The organism is Ramlibacter rhizophilus, from assembly GCF_004681965.1.
Lineage (GTDB): Bacteria > Pseudomonadota > Gammaproteobacteria > Burkholderiales > Burkholderiaceae_C > Ramlibacter > Ramlibacter rhizophilus.
On record NZ_SMLL01000009.1, the window covers coordinates 29,161 to 46,603 of the forward strand.

Here is a 17,443-nt window from a genome sequence, read left to right on the forward strand (position 1 = left end):
GCCTCCCTATCACCAGACTTTCCAGGGGGCACGGCCGGCGTTCCACAGCCCTTCCAGGGTCTGCTTGTCGCGCAGCGTGTCCATGGGCTGCCAGAAGCCCTCGTGGCGGAAAGCCGCGAGCTGGCCCGAGGCGGCGAGCTTCTCCATGGGCTCGCGCTCCCAGACGGACTGGTCACCATCGACCAGGTCCAGGACACTGCGATCCAGCACGAAGAAGCCGCCGTTGATCCAGGCGCCGTCGCCACCGGGCTTTTCCTTGAAGCTGGCGATGCGGTTGCCGCTGGACGGCAGCGTGAAGGCGCCGAAGCGGCCAGGCGGCTGCACCGCGGTCACCGTGGCGTTCACGCCCTGCTCGCGGTGGAAGGCGATCAGGCGCGTGATGTCCACGTCGCCCACACCGTCGCCGTAGGTGCAGCAGAACGGCCCTTCATTGAGGTAGGGCGCGGCGCGCTTCAGGCGCCCGCCGGTCATGGTCTCCAGGCCCGTGTCCACCAGCGTGACGCGCCAGGGCTCGTTGGAGGTGCGCAGCAGCGTGGTCGTGTTCTCGCGCATGTCGAAGCGCACGTCCGCGCCATCAAGCGCGTAGTCGCGAAAGAACTGCTTGATGACGTGGCCCTTGTAGCCGCAGCAGATCACGAAGTCGTTCAGGCCGTGGGCCAGGTAGATCTTCATGATGTGCCACAGGATGGGCCGGCCGCCGATTTCGACCATGGGCTTGGGTCGAATGGCGCTTTCTTCGCTGATGCGGGTGCCGTAGCCGCCGGCGAGGATCACGACCTGCATGCGCGCACTCCTCAGATGTGTGCGCCCATGGGCGCGTGATGATCGATGGGCAAAGCGGACCTCCCTGTGTGCGTGCACTGCTCGTGCTGTGTGACCAGCCTCTAGTGTTGTGCTTGGGGGTTAGCGCGACTGGTCGGCGGCCGCCGACTACAGCCGTCAGACGCAGGGCGCATGCGGAATGGAAGTTGGCTGACGAGTAGAAAGTTTGCCAACCGTACGCAGGCCGCCCTCGCCCACGACAGAAAGGCCTCGCGCGGGGGCCTTCGTGGATGCGTTCAGCGCTCGACGCGCGACGGCCCCGCTGCAGCGGGAGATCAGCCGTGCGGCGTCGGCGCGACTTCCCAGTGCTGCAACACGCGCTCGTGGTTGTCCACGCTCTCCAGACGCACGCGGAAACCCCACAGGCGCGCCACGTGCTTGACGACTTCCTCGGCGCTGTTGTCCAGCGGGCGGTCGTTCTGGCGGAAGTGGCGCAGGGTGAGCGAGCGGTCGCCACGCAGGTTGACGTTCCAGACCTGGATGCTGGGCTCGCGGAAGTTCAGGTCGTATTGCCGCGCGAGCGCCTCGCGCACGTGCCGGTAGCCGGATTCGTCGTGGATGGCGGCGACTTCGAGGTCCTTCCTGGCCGAATCGTCCACGATGGAGAACAGCCGGAACTCGCGCATGAGGTTGGGCGAGAGGAACTGGCCGACGAAGCTCTCGTCCTTGAAGTGCCGCATGGCGTGGTCCAGCGTCTTGACCCAGTCGCTGCCGGCGATGTCGGGGAACCACTCGCGGTCCTCGGCGGTGGGCTTCTCGCAGATGCGCCGCAGGTCCGTGAACATGGCAAAGCCGAGCGCGTAGGGGTTGATGCCCGAGTAGCGCCGGTCGGTGACCGGCGGCTGGAAGACCACGTTGGTGTGCGAGGCCAGGCATTCGATCATGAAGCCGTCGGCGAGCTGGCCGGCGTCGTACATGGTGTTGAGCAGGGTGTAGTGCCAGAAGGTGGCCCAGCCCTCGTTCATGACCTGCGTCTGCCGCTGCGGGTAGAAATACTGCGCCACCTTGCGCACGATGCGCACGATCTCCCGCTGCCAGGGCTCCAGCAGCGGCGCGTGCTTTTCGATGAAGTACAGCAGGTTCTCCTGCGGCTCTTCCGGAAAGCGGCGCAGCTCCTTGCGCTGCTGCTTGCCGGGGGCCGGCGGCAGGGTGCGCCAGAGGTCGTTCACCTGCTGCTGCAGGTAGGCCTCGCGCTCCTTGCGGCGCTGCTCCTCCTTGACCATGGAGATCTTCTGCGGCCGGCGGTAGCGGTCCACCCCGTGGTTCATGAGGGCGTGGCAGGCGTCCAGCACCTCCTCGACGGCGTCGATGCCGTGCCGTTCCTCGCACTCGGAGATGTAGTCCTTGGCGTACACCAGGTAATCGATGATCGAGCTGGCGTCCGTCCACATGCGGAACAGGTAATTGCCCTTGAAGAAGGAGTTGTGCCCGAAGCAGGCATGCGCCATCACCAGCGCCTGCATGGGCATGGTGTTCTCCTCCATGAGGTAGGCGATGCACGGATCGGAATTGATCACGATCTCGTAGGCCAGGCCCATGTGGCCGCGGCGGTAGCTCTTCTCGCTGGAGATGAACTGCTTGCCGAAGGACCAGTGGCGGTAGTTCACCGGCATGCCCACGGAGGCGTAGGCGTCCAGCATCTGCTCGGCCGAGATGAGCTCCAGCTGCGTGGGGTAGGTGTCCAGCTTGTAGTGCTCGGCCGTGCGGCGGATCGCCTGGAAGTAGGTTTCGATGAGATCGAAAGTCCAGTCCGAGGCGTTGGGCAGGCGCTCGGCGCGCGGGAGCCGGGACGAGTCCAGGACAGCGTTCATGGCAATGTCGCTCCAGCGGGAGTCTTCTTGAAGAGGTCGCGGAACACCGGGAATATCTGGGCCGGCGTCACGATCTTCTGCATGGCGAAGTGAACGTTGGCGTCACGCACCCGGGTGTACTCCTCCCAGAGGTTCTGGTCCTCGTCGGCCACCTGCACGTAGGCGAAGTAGCGCACCAGCGGCAGCAGCTTGTTCTCCAGGATGTCCCGGCACTTGGACGAGTCCTGCTGCCAGTTGTCGCCGTCCGAAGCCTGCGCGCCGTAGATGTTCCATTCGCTGCCCATGTAGCGCTCACGGATGACCTGGTGCATGAGCGTGAGCGCGCTGGAGACCACCGTACCGCCGCTTTCGGTGGCGTGGAAGAACTCGTCCTCCGGTACCTCGGCCGCCTGCGTGTGGTGGCGGATGAAGACCACGTCGGTCTGCTTGTAGTGCCGCGAGAGGAACAGGTACAGCAGGATGAAGAAGCGCTTGGCCAGGTCCTTGCGCGACTCGTCCATGGAGCCGGAGACGTCCATCAGGCAGAACATCACCGCCTTGCTGGTGGGAAGCGGCTCGCGCACGCGGTGGCGGAAGCGCAGGTCGAAGGGGTCCAGGAAAGGCACGCGGCCCAGGCGCCGGCGCAGTTCCTCCACCTCGCTGCGCACCTGCTCGAGCTCGGCCGCCGGCGTGTCGGGGCGCTCTTCCAGCGCGCGCAGGTGCTCCTCGGCGCGGCGCAGGTCCAGGCGCGCTTCGCCGCCCATGGCGATGCGCCGCCCGAGCGCCACGCGCATGGACCGCACCACGTGCAGGCTGGTGGGGTTGCCCTCGGAGACGAAGCCCGCGCGCCGGCTCTTCCACTCCGGCGCATCGGCCAGCAGCTGCGTACGGATGAGCCGCGGCAAGGCCAGGTCGTCGAAGAAGTAGTTCATGAACTCCTCCCGCGTGATGCGGAAGGTGAAGTCGTCCTCGCCGCTGCCGTCGGGCGAGGCTTCGCCGCTGCCGCTGCCACCGCCCCCGCCGCGCGGACGCGGGATGCGGTCGCCGCGCAGGTACTCCTGGTTGCCGGGGTGGACCATCTCGCGGTTGCCGCCCTGCCCGTGGTGGAACACGGGCTCGGAGACGTCGCGCTTGGGAAGGGTGATGTCCGCACCCTCCTCGATGTTGTGGATGCTGCGGTCGCCGACCGCCTTGCGCACGGCGTCCCGTATCTGCTCGCGGTAGCGGCGCAGGAACCGTTCGCGGTTGCCGATGGACTTGTTCTTACCCGACAGCCGCCGGTCGATCACCTGGTGAAGCTGGGCACGTTCGGTCTGCTTGGACATGGCGAGTTCATTCTGGGCCACCCCGCGAGCCGGCGTGCCGGATCGCGGGCGGCGCCCCTGGAAGGAGTGCGCCCATGGCGCATCGGGGTGGGTCCGGTCATGAGCTCTTGCGCACCCGCAGGTACCACTCGCACAGCAGGCGCACCTGGCGGTGCGTGTAGCCCTTCTCGACCATGCGGTTGACGAAGTCCTCGTGCTTCTTCTGCTCGTCGGCGCTGGCCTTGGCATTGAAGCTGATGACCGGCAGCAGGTCCTCCGTGTTGGAGAACATCTTCTTCTCGATCACCGTGCGCAGCTTCTCGTAGCTGGTCCACAGGGGATTCTTGCCGGCGTTGTTGGCCCGCGCGCGCAGCACGAAGTTGACGATCTCGTTGCGGAAATCCTTGGGATTGGACAGGCCCGCGGGCTTCTCGATCTTCTCGAGTTCGGCGTTGAGCGCCGCACGGTCGAAGATCTCGCCGGTATCGGTGTCCCGGTACTCCTGGTCCTGGATCCAGAAGTCGGCGTAGGTGACGTAGCGGTCGAAGATGTTCTGGCCGTACTCGGAGTAGGACTCCAGGTAGGCGGTCTGGATCTCCTTGCCGATGAACTCCGCGTAGCGCGCCGACAGGTGCTCCTTGATGAAGGAGAGGTACTTCTGCTCGGTCTCGGCCGGGAACTGCTCGCGCTCGATCTGCTGCTCCAGCACGTACATCAGGTGCACCGGATTGGCCGCGACTTCGTTGGAGTCGAAGTTGAAGACCTTGGACAGGATCTTGAACGCGAAGCGCGTGGAGATGCCCGTCATGCCCTCGTCCACGCCCGCGTAGTCGCGGTACTCCTGGTAGCTCTTGGCCTTGGGGTCGGTGTCCTTGAGGTTGTCGCCGTCGTAGATCTGCATCTTGGAGAAGATGCTGGAGTTCTCGGGCTCCTTCAGGCGCGTGAGGATGGCGAACTGCGCCATCATCTTGAGCGTCCCGGGCGCGCACACCGCGTCCTTGAGCGAGGAGTTGCGAAGCAGCTTCTCGTAGATCTTGATCTCTTCGGAAGCACGCAGGCAGTACGGCACCTTCACGATGTAGATGCGGTCCAGGAAAGCCTCGTTGTTCTTGTTGTTGCGGAACGCCTTCCACTCGCTCTCGTTCGAGTGCGCCATCACGATGCCGTCGAACGGAATCGCGCCGAAGCCCTCGGTGCCCTTGAAGTTGCCTTCCTGCGTGGCCGTCAGCAGCGGGTGCAGCACCTTGATGGGCGCCTTGAACATCTCCACGAACTCCAGCAGCCCCTGGTTGGCCAGGCACAGGCCGCCGGAGTAGCTGTAGGCGTCCGGATCGTCCTGGGCGTACTGCTCCAGTTTGCGGATGTCGATCTTGCCGACCAGCGAGGAGATGTCCTGGTTGTTCTCGTCGCCCGGCTCGGTCTTGGCGATGGCGATCTGCTTGAGGATGGACGGATAGCGCTTGACCACGCGGAACTTGCGCACGTCGCCGCCGTATTCCTCCAGGCGCTTGACGGCCCAGGGCGACATGATCTTCTGCGTGTAGCGGCGCGCGACACCGTACTGCTGCTCGAGCAGCGGCCCGTCCTCGTCGTTGCTGAAAAGACCCAGCGGCGACTCGTTCACCGGCGAGCCCTTGATGGCGTAGAACGGCACCTGCTCCATCAACTGCTTCAGGCGCTCGGCGATGGAGGACTTGCCTCCACCCACGGGGCCCAGCAGGTAGAGGATCTGCTTTTTCTCCTCCAGGCCCTGCGCAGCATGGCGGAAGTGCGAGACCACCTGCTCGATGGGCTCCTCGAGCCCGTAGAAATCCTTGAATGCCGGATAGATGCGCACCATCTTGTTCGCGAAGATGCGGGACAGGCGCGGGTCATGCCGGGTGTCGATGACCTCGGGCTCGCCGATGGCGGCCAGCATCCGTTCGGCGGCCGTTGCATAGACGAGGGGATCGCGCTTGCACAGATCCAGGTATTCCTCGAGCGACATCTCCTCCTCGCGCGTCTGTTCATAACGCGCCAGGAAGTTGCGGATCACGTCCATGGAACCTCCTTCAACCTACTCTCGGCGACCACCGGGACTGCGGCGATCACTGGTGCGTCCCACTTTAGCGCAGCAGGCGTTTTGCCCTCGCGCCACCTCTGTCAGTCGGCACCTGTCATCAATGTAGGTGAACGAGAGACAAAAGAGAAGGGCCGAAGGTTCCCGTGAAGAGGCCTTTACACGCGTGCCGTTTCGCCGCAACGACACCCGTTCATGCCCCGCTGCGGCAGGCGCGAAACGCAGCGCGAACGAGGCCGCCGCGCAGGCTCAATCGAGGCCGAGAAGACGCACCGCGTTCCCCTTCAGGATTCCGGGCATCACCTCCGGCTTGAAGCCCGCCTCCTCGAAGTCCTTCATCCAGCGCTCGGGCGTGATGAGGGGGTAGTCGCTTCCGAAGAGCACGCGGTCCTTCAGCAGCGTGTTCGCGTACTGCACCAGCTGCTTGGGGAAGTACTTGGGGCTCCAGCCGGACAAGTCGATCCAGACGTTGGGCTTGTGCGTCGCGACCGACAGCGCCTCGTCCTGCCACGGCCAGCTCGGGTGGGCCATGATGATCTGCATGTCGGGGAAATCGATGGCGACGTCGTCCAGGTGGATCGGGTTGCTGTACTCCAGCCGCAGCCCGCCGCCGCAGCGCATGCCCGAGCCGATGCCGCTGTGGCCGGTGTGGAAGATCGCCGGCATCTTGTGCGCGTTGATCACCTCGTAGATCGGCCAGGCCATCTTGTCGTAGGGGTGGTAACCCTGCACGGTGGGGTGGAACTTGAAGCCCTTGACCCCGTGTTCGGCGATCAGGCGCTCGGCCTCGCGCGCACCCATCTTCCCCTTGTGCGGGTCGATGGAGGCGAAGCACATCATCATGTCCGCGTTCTGCTTGGCCGCCTCGGCGATCTCCTCGTTGGGGATACGGCGGCGCCCGAGCTTGGACTCGCTGTCCACGGTGAACATGACGAGCCCGAGCTTGCGCTCGCGGTAGTACGCGATGGTCTCGGCGATGGTCGGCCGGCGCGCGCTCTTGAAGTACTTGTCGGCGGCGCGGTCGTACTCCTCGCCGTAGTTGTCGAAGGGATTCCAGCAGCTCACTTCGGCGTGGGTGTGGATGTCGATGGCGATCAGGTTGCGGTGGTCCATGGGTGCGTTCCTAGGGTAAATCCCAGCCGTCGCGGGACTTGATTTGGTTATCGTACATAACAATAATCGCCGCCACCGGCAAAACCCTCATATGACCACGCAAGACATCCAGCTCGAGGTCCGCGGCGCCATCGCCATCGTCCGCCTCACCCGCCCCAGCAAGCGCAACGCCATCTCCGACGCCCTGGTACTGGCCATCCGCGACACCTTCGAGCGACTGCCCGGCAGCGTGCGCGCCGCCGTGCTCGACGGCGAGGGCGAACACTTCTGCGCCGGCCTGGACCTGTCCGAGCTGCAGGAGCGCGACGCCGGCGCCGGCCTGCTGCATTCGCGCATGTGGCACAAGGCGCTGGACTGCGTGCAGTACGGCCCGGTGCCGGTCATCGCTGCGCTGCATGGCGCCGTGGTGGGCGGCGGCCTGGAGCTGGCCTCGGCCTGCCACGTCCGCGTGGCCGACGAGTCCACCTTCTACGCGCTGCCCGAGGGCTCGCGCGGCATCTTCGTGGGCGGCGGCGGCAGCGTGCGCATCCCGCGCCTCATCGGCGCGGCGCGCATGACCGACATGATGCTCACCGGCCGCGTCTACAACGCCCAGGACGGCGAGCGCGCCGGCTTCGCGCAGTACCTGGTTCCGCAGGGCACGGCCTTCGACAAGGCGCTGGAGCTGGCCGAGCGCGTGGCACAGAACGCCCCGCTGACCAACTACGCCCTCATGCACGCACTGCCGCGCATCGCCGAGCAGCCGGCCGACCAGGGCTTCTTCACCGAGGCGCTCATGGCCGCCATCGCGCAGAGCGCGCCCGAGGCCAAGGAGCGCGTGCGCGCCTTCCTGGAGAAGCGCGCCGACAAGGTCAAGCGGGCCGAATGATGCAAACGCAGGCCACTCCCCGGTACCGTCCGCTGCGCTTCGGCGTCACCCGCGTGGTCGTGCGCGAGGGCGCGCAAGGCGTGCGCTACGTCCGTGCCGACCAGGACCTGCAGTCCTACCCCCGGCGCATGACCGACAAGCTGGTGCATTGGGCGAACACCGCGCCCGAGCGCAGCTTCATGGCGCGCCGCGAGCGGCTGCCGGGCGGCGGCACCGGAGATTGGCGGCACATCAGCTACGCGCAGGCGCTGGACAGCGCGCGCCGCATCGGCCAGGCCCTGCTGGATCGGGGCCTGTCGGCCGAGCGGCCGGTGGTGATCCTGAGCGAGAACGACCTGGAGCACGCCCTGCTCTCGCTGGGCTGCCTCTATGCGGGCATTCCCTTCTGCCCGGTCTCGCCCGCCTACTCCACCGTGAGCCAGGACTACGAGAAGCTGCGGCACATCCTGGCCACGCTCACGCCCGGCCTGGTGTTCGCCGCCGACTCGCAGCGATACGGACGGGCGATCGCGGCCGCGGTTGCAGCCGACGTGGAGGTCGTGCTCGCACAGGGCGCGCTGGAGCGCCCCTCCACGCCCTTGCAGGCCCTGCTGGACACCGAGCCCACGCCCGCGGTCGATGCCGCCATGCAGGCCACCGGCCCGGACACCATCACCAAGTTCCTCTTCACCTCGGGCTCGACCAAGCTGCCCAAGGGCGTGGTCAACACCCACCGCATGTGGTGCGCCAACCAGCAGCAGATGTGCCAGAGCATGCCGGTGCTGGCCGAGGAGCCGCCGGTGCTGGTGGACTGGCTGCCCTGGAACCACACCTTCGGCGGCAACCACAACATCGGCCTGACGATCTACAACGGCGGCACGCTCTACATCGACGACGGCAAGCCCACCCCGGCGCTGATGGGCGAGACCCTGCGCAACCTGCGCGAGATCGCCCCGACCGTGTACTTCAACGTCCCCACCGGCTTCGAGGCCATTGCCAATGCCATGAAGACCGATGAGGTCCTGCGCCGCACGCTGCTGTCGCGGGTGCGCATGTTCTTCTACTCGGGCGCCGCGCTCGCGCAGCCGGTCTGGGACACGCTGCACGAGGTGCAGGAGCGCGAGATCGGCGAGCGCATCGTCATGGGCACCGGCCTGGGCATGACCGAATCGGCGCCCTTCGCCATCTTCGTGACCAGCCCCGACGTCAAATCCGGCTACCTGGGCGTGCCCACGCCGGGGGTGGAGCTGAAGCTGGTGCCGGTGGACGGCAAGACCGAGGTGCGCTACCGCGGCCCCAACATCACCCCGGGCTACTGGCGCAACGAAGCCGCCACCCGCGAATCCTTCGACGAGGAAGGCTTCTTCTGCACCGGCGACGCCGTGCTCTGGATCGACGAGAACGACCCGCACAAGGGCCTCAAGTTCGACGGCCGCATCGCCGAGGACTTCAAGCTCGCCACCGGCACCTTCGTCAGCGTGGGACCGCTGCGCGCGAAGATCATCGCCGCCGGCGCCCCCTACGTGCAGGACGTCGTCGTCACCGGACTGAATCGCAACGAAGTGGGCGCGCTGGTCTTCCCCACCGCGGCGGTGCGCCGCCTCGCCGGGCTGCCGGACGACGCGAGCCTCCAGGCCGTGGTGGAAAGCGCCCCGGTACAGGCGCACTTCCAGGGCGTGATCGACGAGCTGGCCAAGTCCGCCACCGGCAGCGCCAACCGCGTCGCCCGCCTGCACCTGCTGCACGAGCCCCCCTCCATCGACCGCGGCGAGGTCACCGACAAGGGGTCTCTCAACCAGCGCAGCGTCCTCAAGCACCGTGACGCACTGGTGCAGGCCTTCCACGACGACCAGCTCCCCTTCACCCTCAAGCCCCGGGGAGCCCGGGCATGAACATCCAGGACCAGACCGCGCTCGTGACCGGCGGCGCCTCGGGCCTGGGCGAGGCCACGGCGCGCGAGCTCGCCCGCCTGGGCGCGCGCGTGGCCGTGCTCGACCGCCAGGAGACGCAGGCCCAGGCGGTTGCGGATGCCATCAATGCCGCCCACGGCGCCGGCCGCGCCATCGCTTGCGCCTGCGACATCACCGACACCGCCAGCCTGCAGGCGGCGCTGGACCGCGCCGCCGTGGCCCTGGGGCCGGCACGCATCCTCATGAACGTGGCCGGCATCGGCAGCGCCAGGCGCATCGTGCAGAAGGATGGCAGCCCCGCGCCGCTGGAGGATTTCGTGCGGGTGGTCAACGTGAACCTGGTGGGCAGCTACAACGCCGCGCGCCTCTTCGCCGCCGCCTGCGCCCGGCTCGACCCGCTGGATGGCGGCGAGCGTGGCGTGATGGTGTTCACCGCCTCCGTCGCGGCCTTCGACGGTCAGGTGGGGCAGCAGGCCTACAGCGCCTCCAAGGGCGGTCTGGTCGGCATGACCCTGCCCATGGCACGCGACCTGGCGCAGCACGGCATCCGCGTGTGCACCGTGGCACCGGGCCTGTTCGCAACGCCGCTCATGAAGGAGCTGCCCGAGGCCGTGCAGCAGTCGCTGGCCGCCTCCATTCCCTTTCCACCGCGCCTGGGCCAGCCCGAGGAGTTCGCGCAGCTGGCGGCGCACATCGTCACCAACGGCCACCTCAATGGCGAGGTGATCCGCCTCGACGGCGCGCTGCGCATGGCGCCGCGCTGAGTCGTTCCGATTCCCCCAACCACCTCTCGATACGAGGAGACAAGAAGCACATGACCACCCGTCGTCAATTCACCCAGTGGGCCGCATCGGCCGCCGCCCTCTCGGCCTTCCCGCTCGCAGGCTTCGCCCAGGCCCTGGAGCAGGTCAGGATCATCAACGGCTTCCCTGCCGGCGGCACCGCCGACGCGACCAGCCGCCGCATCGGCGAGAAGATGGGCGGCACGGCGTTCTCGAAGAACGCCGCCGTCGTCGAGAACAAGCCCGGCGCGGGCGGCCGCATCGCCTGCGAGGTGGTCAAGAACGCCGCGCCGGACGGCTCCACCCTGCTGCTCACGCCCTTCTCCTGCACCGCGATCTACCCGCACATCTATTCGAAGCTGAGCTACGACCCCTTCAAGGACCTCGCGCCCGTGTCCATCGCCGCGGTGATGACCCACGCCCTGGCCGTCGGGCCCATGGTTCCCGCAAGCGTGAAGACGGTGAAGGACTACCTGGCCTGGGCCAAGGCCAATCCCAACCTCGCCAGCTACGGCTCGCCGGCGGCGGGCAGCACGCCGCACTTCCTGGCCGCGCTGCTGGGCCTGAACAACAAGGTGGATCTCAAGCACGTGCCCTACCGCGGCTCACTGCCAGCGGTGGCCGACATGATCGGTGGCCAGCTCGCCTCCACCTCGACCCCCACCGGTGACGCCCTGGCCAACCACCGCGCCGGCAAGATCCGGATCATTGCCACCTCGGGCGCCAAGCGCACGCCCTTCACGCCGGACGTCGCCACCTACGCCGAGCAGGGCTTCCCCGAGCTGACGACGGAGGAGTGGTTCGGCTTCTACGCCCCGGCCCGCACGCCGGCCAACGTGATCGCCAATGCCAATGCCGCAATCAACGCGGCGCTGAAGGAAAAGAGCGTGGTCGATTCGCTGGCCCTCATGGGGCTGGTGGCCCAGGGGTCGACGCCCGCCGAGATGGACAAGAGCCAGCGCGAGGAGAACGTCCGCTGGGGACCGCTGGTCAAGCAGATCGGCTTCACCGCGGACTCCTGATCGCCGTCGCCGCATGGACTACGCCCCTCCCCTCGCGGACAACCGCTTCCTCCTCCTCGAGGTGCTGGACGCACCGGGCCAGCTGCGCCCGGCGGCCGGCCATGAGCACACCGACCCGGCGCTCTTCGAGCAGGTGCTGGAGGAGGCGGCGCGCTTCGTCAAGGGGGCGGTGGCGCCGCTGCGTGCGGCAGGCGACCAGCCGGGCTGCCGCTTCGAGGGCGGCTCGGTCACGACCCCGCCGGGCTTCCGCGATGCCTACCAGGCCTTCTGCAAGGCCGGCTGGCCCGCCCTCGCCTGCGCGCCCGAGGACGGCGGCCAGGGTCTGCCCTGGGTGCTGGAGGGCGTGCTCTACGAGTGGCTGAGCGCGGCCAACCACGGCTGGACCATGGCGCCGGGCCTGCTGCACGGCGCCTACGAGTGCCTGCGCCACCACGGCAGCGAGGAACTCAAGGCCGCCTGGCTGCCCCAGGTGGCCAGCGGCGAATGGCTCGCCACCATGTGCCTGACCGAGCCGCACGCCGGCAGCGACCTGGGCCTGGCGCGCACGCGTGCCACGCCGCAGGCGGACGGCAGCCTGCGCGTCAGCGGCACCAAGATCTTCATTTCCGGCGGCGAGCACGACCTCACGGAGAACATCGTGCACCTCGTGCTCGCACGCCTGCCCGACGCGCCGCCCGGACCCAAGGGCCTGTCACTGCTGCTGGTGCCCAAGCGCCTGGCGGACGGCACGCGCAATACGGTGAGCTGCGAACGCATCGAGGAGAAGATGGGCCTGCACGGCAGCCCCACCTGCGTCATGCGCTTCGACGAGGCGACCGGCTGGCTGGTCGGCCAGCCGCACCGGGGCCTGGCCGCCATGTTCGTCATGATGAACGCCGCGCGGCTGCACGTCGCGCTGCAGGGCATCGGCTTGCTCGACGCCGCCCTGCAACTCGCCCGCGCCTACGCGGCCGAGCGGCGCCAGATGCGCGTGCCCGGCCCGCGCGACGCCTCGCAGGCCGCCGACCTCATCGAGGGCCACCCGGCCGTGCGCCGCATCCTGGAGACGCAGCAGTGCTGGGTGGACGCCGGGCGCGTGCTGGCCTACCAGACCGGCATCGAGCTGGACCTGGCCCGCTCGCACCCGGATGCCGACCGGCGCGAGGCCGCGCAGCAGTGGTGCGGCCTGCTCACGCCCGTGCTCAAGTCGGCCTTCACCGAGCAGGGCTTCCATGGTGCCAGCGACTGCCTGCAGGTCTTCGGCGGCCATGGCTACGTGCGCGAGTGGGGCGTCGAGCAGATCGTGCGCGACGCCCGCGTGGCCATGATCTACGAGGGCACCAACGAGATCCAGGCCATCGACCTGCTGGTGCGCAAGGTGCTGCCCGACGGCGGCGCCGCCCTGGATGCGGTGCTCGCGCGGCTGCAGGACGACGGCGGCGGCGACCCGCGGCTGCTGCCCGCCATTGAGCGCCTGCAGGGCGCGACCCGCGGCGTGGCGGACGCCGCCCGGCAGGACGCCCAGGCGGCCTACTGGGTGGCCGGCGACTACCTGCGTGCCGTGGCCCTGGTCCTGGCCGGCTGGGCCTGGTCGCGCATCGCGCGGCACCCCGGCGCGACCGGACCGCGCTGGCAGGCTCCCGCCGACGCCTTCTGGCGCTGGGTCTGGCCCGAGCTGGACATGCGCCTGGCCATGCTGCAGGCGCCCACCCGCCCATGAGCGCCGCCCAGCCCGCATCCTCGCCGGACGTGCCCACCGTCGAGCAGGTGGACACCCGCTACCTGGAAGGCCTGCTCGGCTACAACGCCCGCCGGGCGGCCCTGGCCGTGATCGACGTCTTCGTCGAGCGCATGTCGCCCTACGGCCTGCGGCCGGTCGACTTTTCCGTCCTTTCGCTGATCCGCCACAACCCGGGCATCACCTCGCGCCAGCTGTGCGCGAGCCTGGGCATTCTTCCGCCCAACCTGGTGGGCCTGGTCAACAACCTGGAAAAGCGCGAACTCATCCAGCGCCAGCCGCACCCGCGCGACCGCCGCGCCGTGGGCCTGCACCTCACGCCGGCCGGTGCTGCGCTGACCGAAGCGGCCGAGAAAACCGCCGCCGAACTCGAATCCGATGCGGCGGGCCGGCTCAGCCCGGCTGAGCTGAAGACGCTGATCCGGCTGTTGAAGAAGGTGTATCTGTAGCGCCGCGCAGGCGCCTCCCGCTATTGTTTATATAGCATTCCATGCGTACACTGCCCCACGCATGAGTGCCAAGGAGAACAACGCGGTCCCCCAGCTGCTCGCCCTGCTCGAGTCCCGCTACGCCTTGCGGGTGCTGTGGGCGCTGCGCGACGGGCATCCGCAGACCTTCCGGCTGCTGCAGGACAGCGTGGGCGGCGTCACGCCCAACACGCTCAACACGCGGATCAAGGCCTTGCGCGAGTCGGGCCTGCTGGACCATGACGGCGAGGGCTACCACCTCACCCCCGCGGGCAGCGAGCTGGCACGGCGGCTCGGGCAATTGCAGCCCTTCGCCCTGCGCTGGGCCCAGGGGCAGGCCCGGCGCAAGTAGCAAGTCGCTACACTGGCCGGCCGGTCAAGAACAGGAAACAAACCCGATGAACACCACCCCCTCCGGCCTGCAGTACCAGGACACCACCGTCGGCCAGGGCGCCGAAGCCCGCGCCGGACAGCAGGTGCGCGTGCACTACACCGGCTGGCTCTACGAGAACGGCCAGCAGGGCGCCAAATTCGACTCCAGCCGTGACCGCAACGACCCCTTCGAGTTCTCGCTCGGTGCAGGCATGGTCATCCGCGGCTGGGACGAAGGCGTGGCCGGCATGAAGGTCGGCGGGCAGCGCACCCTCATCATCCCGCCCGCGCTGGGCTATGGCGCCCGCGGCGCCGGCGGTGTCATCCCGCCCAACGCCACGCTCAAGTTCGACGTCGAGCTGCTGGGCGTTCGCTGACCCGTCCTCCGGGTCCGGCGGTCGAGCGCCGACGGCCGCCGGGAATTTTCCCCGTGCCCGCTTGAAATGCTGGGGGCCCGCCCCCAAGCTCCAGCGGAGCTCATTACGCGCAGTCACGCGAACGTCTTCAATCCATGTCCGATCACCGCACCGAACCGACCTTCGATCCCCAGGGCCTGCCCGAAGGGGCGAGCGCCGAAGAGCGCGAAGTGGCCGAAGCGGCCAACCAGGCCGAAACCGCGCAGCAGCTGGCCCAGCTGCAGGCCGAACTGCAGTCCTTGCAGGCCAGGAACACCGAACTGTCCGAGCAGCACCTGCGCGCCCAGGCCGAAGTCCTGAATACGCGGCGCCGCGCCGACGAAGAAATGTCCAAGGCGCGCAAGTTCGCCGTCGAAAGCTTCGCCGAAAGCCTGCTGCCGGTGGCCGACAGCCTGGAAGCGGGCCTGGCCATCCAGGACGCCACCCCCGAGCAGATCCGGGAGGGCGCCGAGGCCACCCTGCGCCAGCTGCGCACGGTGCTGGAGCGCAACAAGGTGCTGGAGATCAACCCGGCGGCCGGCAGCAAATTCGATCCGCACCAGCACCAGGCGATCTCCATGGTGCCCGCCCCCGGCCAGGAGGCCAACACGGTCGTGGCGGTGCTGCAGAAGGGCTACTCCATCGCCGAGCGCGTGCTGCGCCCGGCCCTGGTCACGGTGGCCGCGCCGCAGTAAGCCGCGGCTTGAAACAGACCCGCGCCGGCACCAGCTAGACGCCAGACAGCAAGACATCAACCGGCCCCGCTCGGGCCGTCCAGCATTCAGGAGAAGCACATGGGAAAGATCATCGGCATCGACCTCGGCACCACCAACTCGTGCGTGTCGATCATGGAAGGCAACAGCCCCAAGGTCATCGAGAACAGCGAAGGCGCGCGCACCACGCCGTCCATCGTCGCCTACCAGGAGGACGGCGAGATCCTCGTGGGCGCCTCGGCCAAGCGCCAGGCGGTCACCAACCCCCGGAACACGCTGTACGCGGTCAAGCGGCTGATCGGGCGCAAGTTCGAGGAAAAGGAAGTCCAGAAGGACATCAACCTCATGCCGTACACCATCACCAAGGCCGACAACGGTGACGCCTGGGTGGAAGTGCGCGGCAAGAAGCTCGCGCCGCCGCAGGTCAGCGCCGAGGTGCTGCGCAAGATGAAGAAGACCGCCGAGGACTACCTGGGCGAGCCGGTCACCGAGGCCGTGATCACGGTGCCCGCCTACTTCAACGACGCCCAGCGCCAGGCCACCAAGGACGCCGGCCGCATCGCCGGCCTGGAAGTCAAGCGCATCATCAACGAGCCCACCGCCGCGGCACTGGCCTTCGGCCTGGACAAGCAGGAAAAGGGCGACCGCAAGATCGCCGTCTATGACCTGGGCGGCGGCACCTTCGACATCTCCATCATCGAGATCGCGGACGTCGAGGGCGAAAAGCAGTTCGAAGTGCTCTCCACCAACGGCGACACCTTCCTGGGCGGCGAAGACTTCGACCAGCGGATCATCGACTACATCATCGGCGAGTTCAAGAAGGAGCAGGGCGTGGACCTGTCCAAGGACGTGCTCGCCCTGCAGCGCCTGAAGGAGTCCGCCGAGAAGGCCAAGATCGAGCTGTCCAACAGCTCGCAGACCGACATCAACCTGCCCTACATCACGGCCGATGCCTCGGGCCCCAAGCACCTGAACATCAAGCTCACGCGCGCCAAGCTGGAAAGCCTGGTGGACGAGCTGATCGAGCGCACCATCGCGCCCTGCCGCACGGCCATCAAGGACGCGGGTGTCTCGGTCTCCGACATCCACGACGTGATCCTGGTGGGCGGCATGACCCGCATGCCCAAGGTGCAGGACAAGGTCAAGGAGTTCTTCGGCAAGGAGCCGCGCAAGGACGTCAACCCGGACGAAGCCGTCGCCGTGGGCGCGGCCATCCAGGGCCAGGTGCTGGGCGGCGAGCGCAAGGACGTGCTGCTGCTGGACGTGACGCCGCTGTCGCTGGGCATCGAGACCCTGGGCGGCGTCATGACCAAGATGATCGCCAAGAACACGACCATCCCGACCAAGTTCGCGCAGACCTTCTCCACCGCCGACGACAACCAGCCGGCCGTGACCATCAAGGTCTTCCAGGGCGAGCGCGAACTGGCTGCGGGCAACAAGCTGCTGGGCGAGTTCAACCTGGAAGGCATCCCGCCGGCGCCGCGCGGCCTGCCCCAGATCGAGGTCACCTTCGACATCGACGCCAACGGCATCCTGCACGTGAACGCCAAGGACAAGGGCACCGGCAAGGAAAACAAGATCACCATCAAGGCCAACTCGGGCCTGTCCGAGGACGAGATCCAGAAGATGGTGAAGGACGCCGAGCTGAACGCGGCCGAGGACAAGCGCAAGCTTGAACTGGTCCAGGCCCGCAACCAGGCCGAGGCGCTGATGCACAGCGTGCGCAAGAGCCTCAGCGAGTACGGCGACAAGCTCGAAGGCGGCGAGAAGGAAAAGATCGAGGCCGCCCTCAAGGAGGTCGAGCAGGCCCTGACCACCGAGGACAAGGCCCAGATCGACGAGAAGACCAACGCGCTCATGGGCGCCAGCCAGAAACTGGGCGAGAAGATGTACGCCGACATGCAGGCCAGCCAGGCCGCGCAGGCCGCCGCTGGTGGCGCAGGCCCCGGCGCCGGTTCGGAAGGCGCGTCCGCCTCGGGCGGCTCCCGCCCGGCCGATGACAATGTCGTCGACGCCGAGGTGAAGGAAGTCAAGAAGGGCTGATCCCGGACCAGGGGCCAGGGGCTGCGGGCGGGGGGGCGAAGACCTGTTCCCCAGCCCCAGCCCCGAGCCTTTGGCCCCTTCAACACG

General features: G+C 67.8%; 15 protein-coding genes. 10 read left to right on the plus strand and 5 right to left on the minus strand.

Features of this window, described 5'->3' with window-relative positions; genetic code table 11:
* Positions 1-9 precede the first annotated feature (9 nt).
* The 5 genes from rfbF to EZ242_RS20370 all read right to left on the minus strand — a co-directional run bounded on the left by rfbF (position 10) and on the right by EZ242_RS20370 (position 7,088).
* On the minus strand, positions 10-783 hold the full coding sequence (gene rfbF / locus EZ242_RS20350; protein WP_135287049.1) for a glucose-1-phosphate cytidylyltransferase: 774 nt from the start codon (positions 781-783) through the stop codon (positions 10-12).
* Between the two features lie 314 nt (positions 784-1,097).
* On the minus strand, positions 1,098-2,633 hold the full coding sequence (locus tag EZ242_RS20355; protein WP_135287050.1) for a SpoVR family protein: 1,536 nt from the start codon (positions 2,631-2,633) through the stop codon (positions 1,098-1,100).
* On the minus strand, positions 2,630-3,937 hold the full coding sequence (locus EZ242_RS20360) for a YeaH/YhbH family protein (protein ID WP_135287051.1): 1,308 nt from the start codon (positions 3,935-3,937) through the stop codon (positions 2,630-2,632). The genes EZ242_RS20355 and EZ242_RS20360 overlap by 4 nt, the downstream gene beginning before the upstream one ends.
* Before the next feature lie 97 nt (positions 3,938-4,034).
* Positions 4,035-5,957, minus strand: a complete 1,923-nt coding sequence (locus EZ242_RS20365) for a PrkA family serine protein kinase (RefSeq protein ID WP_135287052.1) — start codon at positions 5,955-5,957, stop codon at positions 4,035-4,037.
* Positions 5,958-6,224: 267 nt separating this feature from the next.
* Complete coding sequence (locus EZ242_RS20370; protein ID WP_135287053.1) at positions 6,225-7,088, minus strand: amidohydrolase family protein; 864 nt, start codon at positions 7,086-7,088, stop codon at positions 6,225-6,227.
* Between the two features lie 91 nt (positions 7,089-7,179).
* On the opposite strand from EZ242_RS20370, the gene EZ242_RS20375 reads away from it, so the two are divergent.
* The 10 genes from EZ242_RS20375 (at position 7,180) to dnaK (ending at position 17,356) form a co-directional block, all read left to right on the plus strand.
* Positions 7,180-7,956: a crotonase/enoyl-CoA hydratase family protein gene (locus EZ242_RS20375; protein ID WP_135287054.1), complete on the plus strand. Its 777-nt coding sequence runs from the start codon at positions 7,180-7,182 to the stop codon at positions 7,954-7,956.
* Positions 7,953-9,827 (plus strand): feruloyl-CoA synthase, encoded by a 1,875-nt coding sequence (locus EZ242_RS20380; RefSeq protein WP_420821262.1) that lies wholly within the window; start codon positions 7,953-7,955, stop codon positions 9,825-9,827. The genes EZ242_RS20375 and EZ242_RS20380 overlap by 4 nt, the downstream gene beginning before the upstream one ends.
* Positions 9,824-10,609: an SDR family NAD(P)-dependent oxidoreductase gene (locus EZ242_RS20385; protein WP_135287055.1), complete on the plus strand. Its 786-nt coding sequence runs from the start codon at positions 9,824-9,826 to the stop codon at positions 10,607-10,609. The genes EZ242_RS20380 and EZ242_RS20385 overlap by 4 nt, the downstream gene beginning before the upstream one ends.
* A 50-nt stretch (positions 10,610-10,659) precedes the next feature.
* Positions 10,660-11,649 (plus strand): Bug family tripartite tricarboxylate transporter substrate binding protein, encoded by a 990-nt coding sequence (locus EZ242_RS20390; RefSeq protein WP_135287056.1) that lies wholly within the window; start codon positions 10,660-10,662, stop codon positions 11,647-11,649.
* 13 nt (positions 11,650-11,662) lie between these two features.
* Positions 11,663-13,348 carry an acyl-CoA dehydrogenase family protein gene (locus tag EZ242_RS20395; protein ID WP_135287057.1) on the plus strand — a complete coding sequence of 562 codons (1,686 nt, stop codon included), beginning with the start codon at positions 11,663-11,665 and terminating at the stop codon, positions 13,346-13,348.
* The gene (locus EZ242_RS20400; protein WP_135287058.1) at positions 13,345-13,815 is read left to right on the plus strand and encodes a MarR family winged helix-turn-helix transcriptional regulator; all 471 of its coding nucleotides are present in this window, start codon (positions 13,345-13,347) and stop codon (positions 13,813-13,815) included. Before EZ242_RS20395 ends, EZ242_RS20400 begins: the two co-directional genes overlap by 4 nt.
* 61 nt (positions 13,816-13,876) lie before the next feature.
* Positions 13,877-14,185 carry a winged helix-turn-helix transcriptional regulator gene (locus EZ242_RS20405; RefSeq protein WP_135287059.1) on the plus strand — a complete coding sequence of 103 codons (309 nt, stop codon included), beginning with the start codon at positions 13,877-13,879 and terminating at the stop codon, positions 14,183-14,185.
* Positions 14,186-14,231: 46 nt separating this feature from the next.
* Positions 14,232-14,582, plus strand: a complete 351-nt coding sequence (locus tag EZ242_RS20410; RefSeq protein ID WP_135287060.1) for an FKBP-type peptidyl-prolyl cis-trans isomerase — start codon at positions 14,232-14,234, stop codon at positions 14,580-14,582.
* A gap of 134 nt (positions 14,583-14,716) precedes the next feature.
* Positions 14,717-15,295, plus strand: a complete 579-nt coding sequence (gene grpE / locus EZ242_RS20415) for a nucleotide exchange factor GrpE (RefSeq protein ID WP_135287061.1) — start codon at positions 14,717-14,719, stop codon at positions 15,293-15,295.
* Between the two features lie 99 nt (positions 15,296-15,394).
* A complete protein-coding gene (gene dnaK, locus EZ242_RS20420) occupies positions 15,395-17,356 on the plus strand; it encodes a molecular chaperone DnaK (RefSeq protein WP_135287062.1) in 1,962 nt (653 codons plus the stop codon).
* Positions 17,357-17,443: the final 87 nt, after the last annotated feature.